We start from the raw sequence: 12,498 nt of genomic DNA on the forward strand, positions 1-12,498 counted from the left end.
AATATGATTTTTCTCCTAGAAAACGCCTTCACCGGCGTTTTTTTTGTTTTGTTGTAAGGGGGATGGGAATGGCTTTCTGGTGTGCTGTAATAACAGCGACACCATCCATAACAAGCCGTTCCATGAGGAGAATTCCATGCGCATCGCCGTTCCCAAAGAGATCAAAAATCACGAATATCGCGTCGCCCTCACCCCGACCGGCGCGCGCGAGCTGACCGGGCGTGGCCACGAGGTGGTCGTGCCGTCCCTTATACACATCTCGACGTGTATTCGTGCAAGCCAGCGCCGGCGAGGGCGCGGGCTTTCGCGATGCCGATTTCGAGGCCGCCGGGGCGCGCATTGAAGCCGACGTGGACGCCCTATGGCAAAGCGCCGAACTCATACTAAAAGTCAAAGAGCCGCAGCCTGACGAAGTGGCGCGGCTTACCCCAGAGCACACCCTGTTTACTTATCTGCACTTGGCCGCCGAGGAGTCGCTGACGCGCGGTTTGATGGAGAGCGGTGCCACCTGTATCGCCTATGAAACCGTCACCGACGCCCGCGGTGGCTTGCCGCTGCTGGCGCCGATGAGCACCGTTGCCGGGCGTATGGCGGTACAGGCCGGCGCCCACAGCCTGGAGAAAGCCCAAGGCGGCGCGGGTGTGCTGCTTCCCGGTGTGCCGGGCGTCGCGCCGGGCAACGTGACCGTGATCGGCGGTGGCGTGGTGGGCGAAAACGCGGCGCGCATGGCGCTAGGGTTGGGCGCCGATGTCACCATTCTGGATAAATCACTCGCGCGGCTGGAAGTGCTGGATGACCGTTATCAAGGGCGGATCAAAACGGTCTACTCCACCGCCGATGCGCTCGATAGCGCCGCGCGCGAATCCGACATGGTGATCGGCGCGGTACTGATCCCTGGTGCCGCAGCGCCCAAACTGATCACCCGCAAGATGCTCGGCGATATGAAGCCGGGTAGCGTGCTGGTGGACGTGGCGATTGACCAGGGCGGCTGCTTTGAAACCAGCAAGCCCACCACCCATGCCGAGCCGACCTATATCGTTGACGGCATCGTCCACTACTGCGTGGCCAACATGCCGGGGGCGGTGGCGCGCACCTCCACCCAAGGGTTGACCAACGCCACGCTGCCGTTTGTGCTGGCGTTGGCCGATAAAGGCTGGAAGCAGGCGCTGAAGGATGACGCCCATTTCTTGCCGGGGCTCAATGTTCACAACGGCCAGGTGACGTATCAAGCGGTGGCCGACGCCTTCGGTTTGGAGAGCGTCGACCCGGCGAGCGTGGTCGGTTAAACGACAGGCTAGCATTCAATAGTGCGGCGGCACATCGTCTTCAGGGCGGGGTGTCGCCGCGCTGTCGCTTTGTTGTAGGGTTTGATGCTGTTCGCGCAGGCGTTCGCGCATTAAGGCGCTGATCTGTTCGAGTTTTTCCAGGCGGCGCTCTTGTTGCGCCACCGCATGATCCAGCGTATCCAGCCAGTGCTCTTGATAAGCGAGATGGGTTTCCAACATTTCAAAACGTTGGAATAGCTCGGCGGGCGATAATGTTTGGGTCATGGTAACATCGCAACCTTGTAAGCGTGTGAAAAGTCGTCACATGTGTAGGAGGGCCGCCGCGTAATGGCAGCGGTCGGTAGGACGAGGTATTGTCCTGTGTCTGTTACCCATACAACAAGAGAGCTTTTTGTATCCATGAACCCGAAAGTTGTTGTTCGATGCATCCTAATCAGTCTTTTACTTGCCGCCCCCGCACCGCTGTTACTGGCGGGGATCGTTCACCTATTTAATGCCTCCCTGGCGGCGTCGCTGATGGCGGAGCTTGCCATTAGCGGCATCGCCGGCACTTACTTTGCCGTGGCGTTTGCGAGCTTTATCGTGTTGTGCGTGGGCACGCTGGCCGCCGCTGGTCTGGCGCCGCCGGTGGTGGTAACGCCCGAGATCGCCCGCACCAAGCCAGCGCCGCGCCAGCCTGCGGCCTCAACCCCGACCCAAGACGAGGAGGATGATTGGGAAGAGGAGGAGGATATCATCGACCCCAACGATGGCCGCGAAGAGGGCGAAGTGAAGTGGTTTAACACCAATAAGGGCTACGGCTTTATTACCCGCGATAACGGCGAAGATGTGTTTGTTCACTTTCGCGCGATCCGGGGCCGTGGGCCGCGAATGTTAACGGAGGGGCAGATCGTGCGTTACTACGTGATCAAAAATGAGCGCGGTTTGCAGGCGGACGACGTCAGTATTATCGAATAGTGCCACCTTCTCGCGGCTAACCAACACTGTAGCTCTGTAGCAATCTCATCAACCCCGCCTCGGCGGGGTTGATGACGTTTGGGCCTGCGTGTGTAAAAAAAGAGAGGGCGGGATTCAGCGCCCGGAGTCGGGCCAGTTGATGGCGCGCTCCTCCCCGTCTGGTAGCACTTGCCAAAAACGGTCGGGGTCGTCACCGGGGTGCCAGCCGCCAAGCGAGCAGCGCACTTCGACTTGTAGCGCTTGTGCCGCGTGCTGTGCCGCCTCCTGATCGGTTTGCCACGGCGTTTCAGCGCTATCTAGCCACAGGCTGGCAAAGCCATCGGCGGCGTTCTCGACCAGTAGCACCGGCACGCGGTGGCCATAAAAATGACCTTGAGTGCGCCACTTGCCTTTGCCGGCGGGGGTGAGCGGCGACGCATCCAGCGTTTGAGCCAGCCACGTATTGAGCGCCTCAAGCGGTGCGCGCGCCAAGTAGATTTCGATATCGGGATAGCGCTCCATTATGTGCGCTCCGTGCGGCGGGTAGGGCTTTCGACAAACAGCGCCTTGAGCGTCGCCTCATAAATGCGGCTCAACTCGTCCAGGTCCGCCGCGCGCACGCGCTCGTTAACCTTGTGAATGGTGTCGTTGAGCGGGCCAAGCTCCACCACCTGCGCGCCCAGGGTAGCGATAAAGCGTCCATCCGAGGTGCCGCCCGAGGTGGAGAGCGCGGGGCGCTCGCCGGTGACCGCTTCGACCCCTTGGGTCGCGGCGTCGATCAGTGCCCCCTCGGCGGTTAAAAACGGCTCGCCGTTAAGCGTCCAGTCCAGGTCATACTCCAGCCCATGGGCATCCAGGATCGCGTGGGTGCGCGCCTTGAGTTGCTCGTGGGTGACTTCGGTGGAGAAACGAAAGTTAAACACCACTTCCACTTCACCGGGAATCACGTTGGTCGCGCCGGTGCCCGCGCGAACATTGGAGATCTGAAAGCTCGTCGCGGGGAAGAAGTCGTTGCCGTGATCCCAGTGCTCATTAGTCAGCGCATCCAGGGCGGGCATGGCCTGGTGAATGGGGTTACGCGCCAGGTGCGGGTAGGCCACGTGCCCCTGGATACCCTTGATATGCAAAACGCCCCCCAGCGAGCCGCGGCGCCCGTTTTTGATCACGTCGCCAAGCCGTGACGTCGATGAGGGCTCGCCGACGATGCAGTAATCCAGGCGGTCGTGGGCTTCACGCAGATGCTCGACCACCGCGCGCGTGCCATCCACCGCCGGACCCTCTTCGTCGGAGGTGATCAAAAACGCGATCCGGCCATCGTGGTTGGGATGTTCGCCGACAAAGCGCTCCACCGCCGTGACCATCGCCGCGAGGCTGCCTTTCATGTCCGCCGCGCCGCGCCCGCACAGCATGCCGTGATCGTCGATGCAAGGCTCAAAAGGCGGGTACTCCCAGCGCGTGGGCGGACCGCTTGGCACGACATCGGTGTGCCCGGCAAAGGCCAGCACCGGCCCGTGATGGCCGCGTACCGCCCAAAAGTTATCCACGTCGCCAAACGGCAGGCGCTCGACGTGAAAATCGAGCGCCTCCAGGCGCTCGATCATGATGTCTTGGCAGCCTTCATCGTCCGGCGTCACCGAGGGGCGGCGCAACAGGTCAAAGGCGAGTTTCAGCGTCGGAGAGAGGGTCGTGTCAGGCTCAGTTATGGGCATGCAGCGCCTCGTTGAGCGCCACGGCGCTTTTGTTGGTCAAGCACTCGATGCGGCCGTTTTGCGAGTTACGACGCAGCAGTAGGTCATCCTGGCCGGCCAATTCGCGCGCGGCCACGGTGTTGACCTCCTGGTTCTGGTCGTCCAGCAGCGTGACTTTGGCGCCGGCGGTGAGATAGAGGCCCGCTTCCACGGTGCAGCGATCGCCCAGCGGAATGCCGATACCCGCATTGGCACCGATCAAGCAGCCTTCGCCCACTTTGATGACGATGTTGCCGCCGCCGGAGAGTGTGCCCATGGTGGAGCAGCCGCCGCCGAGATCCGAGCCTTTGCCCACCATAACGCCGGCGGAGATACGCCCTTCGATCATGCCAGGGCCTTCGGTGCCAGCATTGAAGTTGACAAAGCCTTCGTGCATCACGGTGGTGCCTTCGCCCAGATAGGCGCCCAGGCGCACCCGGGCGGTGTCGCCGATGCGAATGCCTTGGGGCACCACGTAATCGGTCATCTTGGGGAATTTGTCGACGCAGTCGACCGACAGCGTGCGCCCCGCCAGGCGCGCTTTCAGGCGGCGTGCGGGCAGCTCTTCGATGTCGATGGCGCCTTCGTTGGTCCAGGCGATATTACGCAGCAGGCCGAACATGCCGGTGAGATCCAGCCCATGGGGTTTGACCAGCCGGTGCGAGAGCAGGTGCAGCTTGAGATACACCTCCGGTGCGGTTTGCGGCGGCTGGTCGCTGTCCAAAAACATCGCCACCAGCGGGCGCTGGCTGGCCGAAAACGACTCGGCAAGCTCCGCTTGGGCAGTATGCCCAGCGGCTTCCAGGGCTTTCGCCAGGCGCGTGCAGTCTTCCGGCAAGAAACTGATCGCGGCATTGCCTTCGGGGGCGTCGAGCGCCTCTTTGGCTGCCTTGACCAGGCTGTCATCGGGATTCAAAAGCGGCGCCGGGTAATAAATTTCCAGCCAGTCGCCTTGGGTGTTTTGGGTGCCAATTCCAAGCGCAAAGCTCAGCATAAAGAGGATCCTTTTAGTCAGTCGGTAGGTCAGTGCCCGTCAATCATGGGTGCCGGTAACGCGAAAGTGTTGAAGCAAAAGTGTTAAAGCAAAAGTGCTAACGCGAGAGGGCGAATCAAGCGAGCTTGTCGTAATCGCCGTCTTGGTAGCCAACGATGATAGTGCCGTCGTTGAGCTCTAAAAGCGGTCGCTTTAGCAGCGTCGGATGTTTCAGCAGCAGTTCGCGGCCTGAGTTGGCGTCGAAGTCCTTCTCTTCTTCAGAAAGCTCGCGCCACGTTTTGCTGCGTTTATTGATCGCCTCCACCAGCGGAACACGGTTAAGAATATGTTCCAGAAGCGGTGCCGAGAGCCCGTCTTTGCGCAGGTCGTGTGTCTTAAAGGGCATGCCTTTTGCGTCCAATGCCTTTCGTGCTTTACGGCAGGTATCGCAGTTGTGGATCAGGTAAAGCGTGAGCATACGACCTCCTTTTCTTAATCAGACGGAAAACTTGATTCAAGACGGTTCTGCGTTAAAGCGTGAACGATGTGGCAAGGTGGCTGCCTCGATTAGCCTCGCTCGATCACGCGGCGTATTCGCTGCGCGGCTTCAAGGGTGGGAGCGAGCTCGGCCACCAAGGCCAGTCGTAGCCGACCCGAGCCGGGGTTTACCCCGCTTGTGCCGACGCTCCCCATGAGGCTGCCGGGTAGAACGCTGACGTGCGCTTGCTCAAACAGACGCTGGGTGAAAGCGATATCGTCGCCGCCCGGCACCGCCGGCCAGAGATAAAAGCTAGCCTCCGGGGTGGGGAAATCCAGCACCGGCGCAAGTTCCTGTGTCACGGCGGCGAACTTCTCCCGGTAGGCCTCGCGATTGGCGCGTACGTGGGCTTCATCTTGCCAAGCGGCGATAGAAGCGTGCTGCAGTGGCAGTGACATCGCGCAACCGTGATAAGTGCGGTAGCGCTTGAAGGGCGCGATAAGCGCGGCGTCGCCGGCGACAAAGCCCGAGCGCAGCCCCGGCAGGTTGGAGCGCTTGGAGAGCGAATGAAACACCAGGCAGCGCTGATAGTCGTGGCGATTAAGCTCGGCGCAGGCTTGCAAGAGCCCGGGTGGCGGGTGAGCCTCATCCAAGTAGAGCTCGGAGTAGCACTCATCGGAGGCGATGATGAAATCGAACTCATCGGCGAGCTTAATCAGCTGTTTGAACTCCTCAACCGGTGTGACTGCCCCGGTGGGGTTGCCCGGCGAGCAGACAAACACGATCTGCACCTCGCGCCAGGTGTCGGCGGGCACCGCGGAGAAATTGGGGCGAAAGCCGTTCTCCGCCGTGCAGTCGAGATAGAGCGGCTCGCCCCCGGCGAGCAGCGTGGCCCCTTCGTAGATCTGATAGAAGGGGTTGGGAACCGCGACTTTCGCCGGGCGCGTTTGGTCGAGCGCCGCCTGGACGAAGGCAAAAATCGCTTCGCGGGTGCCGTTGACCGGGAGCACTTGGGTCTCCGCGTCCAATGCCTGCAGGGAGAAGCGCGCGCTGGCCCAGTTGGCGATGGTTTGGCGCAGCCCGGGCAGGCCGGCGGTGGCCGGGTAGCGGGCAAACTCGGCCTGATGGGCGTGCAGCTTCTTGAGCGCGGCGGCGAAAGGCGCGTGCTGCGGCTCGCCAATGGTCAGCGGGATAGGGTCGAGATCCGTCGGCGCGATAAGCTTGGCCTTGAGCGCGGCCAATTTTTCGAACGGGTAGGGGTGCAGGGCGTCGAGATCGGGGTTCATCGGGAGTCCAGAGTGCGTGTCCAGGGTGCCGAGGCGGCAGCGTTATCGGCGTATGGCCGCCGATTATAGGCAAGCCCTTGGGTAGGCTCAAATGAGCCGGGCTCAATTAGACGCTCAACACTTCCGTCAAGCGCTCGCGCAGCTGCTGCTGACGCTCCGGATCGGTCAGGGGTTCGCCTGCTTTGGTGGTGATGAAAAAGACGTCCTCCACCCGCTCGCCCAAGGTGGCGATCTTGGCCGCCGAAAGAGCGATGCCCTGCTCCATGAAAATACGCCCGACGCGGGCCAAAAGGCCGGGGCGGTCTGGGGCGCTGAGTTCAAGCATGGTGCGCTCGTTGGCCGGGTCCTGCTCGATCAGCACGTCGGTGGGCACTTTGAAGTGCTTGAGCTGGCGCGGCGTATGGCGGGAGACGATATCCGGGTAGTCTTCGGGGTCGTCGAGCTCCTCGACCAAGTGGCGACGCATCTCCTCGATGCGCTCTGGGTCGCTGATCGCCTGGCCTTGGCTGTCGAGCACGATAAAGGTGTTAAGCGTCCAGTTGTTGTTTGAGGTGGCGATGCGTGCGTCGTGGATCGAAAGCCCCAGCTGCTCCATGGCGGCGGCGGTGGCGGCGAAAAGGTCATCCACCGAGCGGGTGTGGATAAACACTTTGGTGCCGCCTTCGGCCATGTCGTCGGTGGGCGCGCTGATCAGCACCAGCGGTAGGTGGGTATCGGTATGACCCAGGATACCCTGGGTCTGCCAGGCGATTTCGCTGGGGGCGTACTGCAGGAAGTAATCCTCGCCGAGCGAATCCCACAGCGGGTCGATATGCTCGGCGACAATGCCCATGGTCTGCAGTAGCGAGCGCGCCTCCATGCGGGTTTCGCGCACCCAGTCTTCGCGGTCGGGCGGGTTTTTTAGGCCGCGGCGCAGTGCGCGCTTGGTTTCGGTGTGGAGTTGGCGCAACAGCGACGCCCGCCAGCCGTTCCAGAGCGTCGGGTTGGTGGCGTTAATGTCGGCCACGGTGAGCACGTAAAGGTAGTCCAAGCGCGTTTCGCTGCGCACGGCGAGGGCGAAATCGCGGATCACGTCGGGGTCGGTAATATCGCGCTTTTGTGCGGTCATGGACATCAATAGGTGCTGCTCCACCAGCCAGCGGACCAGGTTGGTGTCGTGGGTGGAGACTCGGTGGCGCTTGCAGAACTGCTCGACGTCTTCAGCGCCGATCAGCGAGTGGTCGCCTCCGCGGCCCTTGCCCACGTCATGAAAGAGGCCGGCGATCCAGAGAAGGTCGAGCTTGGGTAGCTGCGATATCAGTGCGGCGGCGACCGGGAACTCATCCTTGGCCTCGGGGTTGCGAAAGCCGTGCAGAAATTTGAGTAGCCGCAGGGTGTGGGCATCGACCGTGTAGATGTGGAACAGGTCGTGCTGCATCAACCCCACCGCGCGACCAAACTCGGGCAGGTATTTGCCCAGAATACCGTAACGGTTCATACGCCGTAGCTGGCGCGGCACGTTGCCCGATGAGCGTAACAGCGCCATGAACAGACGCTGGTGGAGCGGGTCGTCGCGGTAGTGATCGTCGATTTGGTGGCGGTGGTCGCGAATCAGGCGGATGGTGTCCGCGCGCACGCCCTCGATCTCGGGGTGCTGCGCCATGAGCAGGAAAAGTTCCAGCATCGCCGAGGGTTTATCGCGAAAGAGCGTGCGCGAGCGCACTTGAATGTAGCCGCCCTTGGTCTCAAAGCGCTCGTTGAGTTTGACCGTCTCCAGCGACTCTTGGCCGCGCAAAATCACTTCGTCAAAGTGCTGCAGCAGCATATCGTTGAGCTGCGCAAGGGCGGTGACATGGCGGTAGTAACGCTTCATGAACTGCTCCACCGCGAGCCGCTCGGGCGTATCGCGAAAGCCGAACATCTCGGCAATGGTGCGCTGATGGTCAAACAGTAACCGGTCCTCCGCGCGCCCGGTGAGCATGTGCAGGGCGTAGCGCACCTGCCATAAAAACGCTTGGCCCTGGCTTAAAATGCGCAGCTCCGCATCGTTCATGAAACCGTTGGCGACGATATCGATATAGTGTTCGGTATCAAAGTGGCGCTTGGCGACCCAGCCGATCATCTGGATATCACGCAGGCCGCCAGGGGAGCTTTTGAGGTTGGGCTCTAAGTGGTACTCGGAGTTGTTGTAGCGGTAGTGGCGGGCGATTTGCTCTTGCCATTTGGCCTCGAAGAAGCGATCCGCCGGCCATAGCCGCTCGGGGCTGAGGCGTTCGCGCATGGCCTCACGCAGGCGTTTTGGCCCGGCAATCAGGCGCGATTCGAGCAGATTGGTGATCACCGTCACATCGGCGTCGGCCTCGCGCTCGCAGTCATTGAGTGAGCGCACGCTGTGGCCTATCTCCAGGCCAATATCCCACAAAAAGGTAATAAAGGCGGTAAGCGGTTCGCGATAGGGCGTATCGTCGTCGTGCTCCAGCAGCAGTAGCAGGTCGATATCCGAATGTGGATGCAGCTCGCCCCGCCCGTACCCGCCGACGGCCACCAGAGCGACACCATCATCAGGCCACGCATGCTGCGCCCAGGCGATCGCTAAGAACTGATCAAGGTACCAGGCGCGCCCGCGCACCAGGTCGCGGATATCCGCGCCGGCGCGAAATTTCGCGTCGAGCCCTGCTTGTAGATCCCGAAGGGCCGCTTTGAACGGGACGACCGGCGAGCGTGAGCCGGCGAGTTCATCGCGAAAGGTCTCGAGATCAAGAAGCGACGTATCCGGCTCGAACCGGTAGTGGTGAAGTAGCATGGGCCGCCTGAAAGTTGTGCGTTTGGTGAGTGCGTTAGGCGCCTAGAAAGCTCAAGTCTTCATCGCTGCGCGCGGTGAGAACCTCTACGCCGTCGTCGGTCACCAGCAGGGTGTGCTCCCACTGAGCGGATAGGCTGCGATCCTTGGTGACCGCCGTCCAGCCATCGCGCAGCACCTTGGTTTTATAGCCGCCGACATTAATCATCGGCTCGATGGTAAAGCACATACCCGCTTTGAGGGTAATGTCCGCGTCGGCGGCGTAGCCGTCATAGTGCAGAAACTGCGGCTCTTCGTGAAAGTCGGCGCCGATACCGTGGCCGCAGAAGTCACGCACCACCGAGTAGCCATTGGCTTCTGCGTGCTGCTGAATCGCTCGTGCCAGTTCGGAAAGGCGCACGCCAGGCTTAACCCGCGCGATGCTTTTGTACAGGCACTCTTGCGTGATACGGCTTAACCGTTCGCCCTGAATCGTGTCGCCAATCACAAACATGACGCTGGAGTCACCATGGTAACCGTCGGCGGTTTTGACGGTAATATCCAGGTTCATGATATCGCCATTTTTGAGCTTTTTACCGTCATCGGGGATACCGTGACACACCACGTGGTTGATGGAGGTGCAGGTCGCCTTGGGGAAGCCATGGTAGTTCAGCGGCGCCGGCGTGGAGCCGAGCTCTTTCACGATGTAGTCGTGGCAGCGGCGGTCGATCTCGCCAGTGGTAACGCCCGCTTCAACGTAAGGGGTGATCATTTCAATGACACTGGCGGCTTGGCGGCCAGCTTCGCGCATTTTTTCGATTTCAGCGGGGGTCTTGATCGGAACGTTCATTAGCACTCGTCACGTTGAGAATGGGACATCGTGGCGCCAGTATAAAGGCTTGGCGACAAGAACGGGAAAGTGGTGATGGCTTCATCTTGGCGGTAATCTATGGTATAAAGCCGCGCGCTTTCCTGCAATCGCCCCAGCCGTTTTTGCTTGCGGCAAATGGTGCTTCTGGCAAATGGTGTTTGTGGCAACAAACGGAAAGGCGCAATGGGCATGGCGCAATGGTGCGCGATGCTACTAAACAGCAAGCCTTAAAACACACATGCACCGTCACATGGTCCCGGGTGCCTTTGAACGCCACGTTTGAGCCTAGGTCAAACGTCGTGTCTCTGGTCGGATCCATGGGGTGTATGGAGGCCTAACCCGAGTTTCAGGAGTTCTACCATGGCACACGTCAATATGCGTGACCTGCTCAAAGCAGGCGCTCACTTCGGTCACCAAACCAAGTACTGGAACCCGAAGATGAGCAAGTTCATCTTTGGTGCGCGCAACAAGATCCATATCATCAACCTTGAGCACACGCTGCCGGCGCTTAACGAAGCGATCGACGTGGTTGAGAAGATGGCCGCTTCCAACAACAAGATTCTGTTTGTAGGTACCAAGCGTAGCGCGAGCAAAATCATTAAAGAAGAAGCCAACCGTGTTGGCCAGCCGTTCGTTAACCATCGCTGGCTGGGCGGCATGCTGACGAACTTCAAAACGATTCGCCAGTCCATCAAGCGTCTGCGTGATCTCGAAACCATGCGCGAAGATGGCACCTTCGAGAAGCTGACCAAGAAAGAAGTCCTGATGGCAACCCGCGAGCAGGACAAGCTTGAGCGCTCCATCGGCGGTATCAAGAACATGGGCGGCCTGCCGGACGCGCTGTTCGTGATCGACGTCGACCACGAGCGTATCGCGATCAACGAAGCCAACAAGCTGGGTATTCCGGTCATCGGCGTTGTCGATACCAACTCCAACCCAGACGGCGTTGACTACGTGATCCCGGGTAACGACGACTCTATCCGCGCGATTCAGATTTACGTGAAGGCCATCGCGGACGCTTGCGGTCGCGCCAAAGAGGGCCGTCCGGACGAGTTCGTCGAAGTCGCCGACGACGCCGCCGATACCGAAAGCAGCGCTGCTGCCGAGTAATAGGCCGCATAAGATGGGGTGTGAATGCACCGCATCGCGTTAGGAGGGGGCCTTATGCCCCCTTTTTCCCGCCTTGGCGGGCCTTGTCTCCAATTTCTAGACCCATTTAGATCAGAGGTGAATCCTTATGGCAGCTATCAGCGCCTCTCAGGTAAAGGAACTGCGCGAACGTACTGGCCTTGGCATGATGGAGTGCAAAAAAGCACTTACCGAAGCCAGCGGTGACATCGAAGTCGCCATCGAAAACCTGCGCAAGAACTCCGGCCTTAAAGCCGCGAAAAAAGCCGGCCGTACCGCCGCGGAAGGCGCCGTTGTTACCCGCGTTTCCGAAAGCGGTGACTACGGTGTCATGGTCGAAATCAACTCCGAAACCGACTTTGTTGCGCGTGACGACAACTTCAAAGCCTTTGTTGACACCATCGCTGACGCCTTTTTTGCTGCAAAAAGCGAAGACGTTGCCGTGGTAATGGAAGGTGAGCTGGAAACCGTTCGCGAGCAGCTGGTACAGAAAATCGGTGAAAACATCGGGGTGCGTCGCGCGGTGGTCGTGGAAGCCGGCGAAGGCAACCTCGTTGGTGAGTACGTTCACGGCGGCCGCATTGGCGTTTTGACCGTGCTCAAAGGCGGCACGACCCAGGCGGCGAAAGACGTGGCCATGCACGTTGCCGCGATCAACCCGACGGTCGCCCGTCCGGACGATATGCCGCAAGAGAAGCTGGACGAGGAAAAAGCGATCATTCTGGCCCAGCCGGACATGGCCGGTAAGCCGGAGCAGATTGCCGAGAAAATGGTTCAAGGCCGCCTGAAGAAGTACCTGGCCGAGAACAGCCTCACCGAGCAGCCGTTCGTTAAAGATCCGAACCAAACCGTTGCTGAGTACGTGAAGGCAGCCGGTGGCGAAGTGATTGGCTTTACCCGCTTCGAGGTTGGCGAAGGCATCGAGAAAGAAGAAGTCGATTTCGCTAAAGAAGTCATGGAACAGGCTGGCCGTAGCTAAGGTCATAGGTTCCAAGCGAATGGGCGTGCGCGCGAGCGCACGCCTTTGCGTATCCGGCTCCTGTGTTTACTTGCCT

Annotated in this window: 12 protein-coding genes and 1 pseudogene; 4 read left to right on the forward strand and 9 right to left on the reverse strand. The window is 60.3% G+C overall.

Translation table 11 applies throughout. From position 1 onward, the window contains the following. Positions 1–28: 28 nt before the first annotated feature. A complete protein-coding gene (locus tag BQ9846_RS16785; RefSeq protein WP_165697900.1) occupies positions 29–229 on the reverse strand; it encodes a hypothetical protein in 201 nt (66 codons plus the stop codon). On the opposite strand from BQ9846_RS16785, the pseudogene ald reads away from it, so the two are divergent. After that, positions 137–1,286 (forward strand): annotated as a pseudogene (gene ald / locus BQ9846_RS10295) (alanine dehydrogenase). The gene BQ9846_RS16785 and the pseudogene ald sit on opposite strands and share 93 nt — an antisense overlap. 15 nt (positions 1,287–1,301) lie before the next feature. Here ald and BQ9846_RS10300 read toward each other — a convergent pair. Then, complete coding sequence (locus BQ9846_RS10300) at positions 1,302–1,550, reverse strand: SlyX family protein (protein ID WP_075880876.1); 249 nt, start codon at positions 1,548–1,550, stop codon at positions 1,302–1,304. A gap of 135 nt (positions 1,551–1,685) precedes the next feature. Between BQ9846_RS10300 and BQ9846_RS17155 the strand changes: the two genes are divergently transcribed. Beyond that, entirely contained in the window at positions 1,686–2,243 is a 558-nt protein-coding gene (locus BQ9846_RS17155; RefSeq protein ID WP_075880877.1) for a cold shock domain-containing protein, read from the forward strand. A 114-nt stretch (positions 2,244–2,357) separates the two neighbouring features. Here the strand turns inward: BQ9846_RS17155 and BQ9846_RS10310 are convergent, their stop codons facing one another. The 7 genes from BQ9846_RS10310 to map form a co-directional block, all read right to left on the reverse strand. Further along, positions 2,358–2,744 carry a hypothetical protein gene (locus tag BQ9846_RS10310; protein ID WP_210433185.1) on the reverse strand — a complete coding sequence of 129 codons (387 nt, stop codon included), beginning with the start codon at positions 2,742–2,744 and terminating at the stop codon, positions 2,358–2,360. Further along, positions 2,744–3,931, reverse strand: coding sequence for a succinyl-diaminopimelate desuccinylase (gene dapE / locus BQ9846_RS10315; protein WP_075880879.1), 1,188 nt, complete (start codon positions 3,929–3,931; stop codon positions 2,744–2,746). The genes BQ9846_RS10310 and dapE overlap by 1 nt, the downstream gene beginning before the upstream one ends. After that, positions 3,918–4,943 carry a 2,3,4,5-tetrahydropyridine-2,6-dicarboxylate N-succinyltransferase gene (dapD, locus tag BQ9846_RS10320; RefSeq protein WP_075880880.1) on the reverse strand — a complete coding sequence of 342 codons (1,026 nt, stop codon included), beginning with the start codon at positions 4,941–4,943 and terminating at the stop codon, positions 3,918–3,920. Before dapD ends, dapE begins: the two co-directional genes overlap by 14 nt. A gap of 115 nt (positions 4,944–5,058) precedes the next feature. Beyond that, entirely contained in the window at positions 5,059–5,400 is a 342-nt protein-coding gene (locus BQ9846_RS10325) for a Spx/MgsR family RNA polymerase-binding regulatory protein (RefSeq protein ID WP_075880881.1), read from the reverse strand. A gap of 89 nt (positions 5,401–5,489) precedes the next feature. Next, positions 5,490–6,686, reverse strand: a complete 1,197-nt coding sequence (gene dapC / locus BQ9846_RS10330) for a succinyldiaminopimelate transaminase (RefSeq protein ID WP_075880882.1) — start codon at positions 6,684–6,686, stop codon at positions 5,490–5,492. A 106-nt stretch (positions 6,687–6,792) separates the two neighbouring features. After that, a complete protein-coding gene (locus tag BQ9846_RS10335) occupies positions 6,793–9,468 on the reverse strand; it encodes a [protein-PII] uridylyltransferase (protein ID WP_075880883.1) in 2,676 nt (891 codons plus the stop codon). Between the two features lie 34 nt (positions 9,469–9,502). Then, complete coding sequence (gene map, locus BQ9846_RS10340) at positions 9,503–10,294, reverse strand: type I methionyl aminopeptidase (protein ID WP_075880884.1); 792 nt, start codon at positions 10,292–10,294, stop codon at positions 9,503–9,505. Positions 10,295–10,675: 381 nt separating this feature from the next. On the opposite strand from map, the gene rpsB reads away from it, so the two are divergent. Both rpsB and tsf read left to right on the forward strand, forming a co-directional pair. After that, on the forward strand, positions 10,676–11,425 hold the full coding sequence (rpsB, locus tag BQ9846_RS10345; protein ID WP_075880885.1) for a 30S ribosomal protein S2: 750 nt from the start codon (positions 10,676–10,678) through the stop codon (positions 11,423–11,425). A gap of 127 nt (positions 11,426–11,552) precedes the next feature. Then, positions 11,553–12,422 (forward strand): translation elongation factor Ts, encoded by an 870-nt coding sequence (gene tsf, locus BQ9846_RS10350; protein ID WP_075880886.1) that lies wholly within the window; start codon positions 11,553–11,555, stop codon positions 12,420–12,422. Positions 12,423–12,498: the final 76 nt, after the last annotated feature.

This window comes from Vreelandella massiliensis (genome assembly GCF_900155385.1).
Taxonomy (GTDB): domain Bacteria; phylum Pseudomonadota; class Gammaproteobacteria; order Pseudomonadales; family Halomonadaceae; genus Vreelandella; species Vreelandella massiliensis.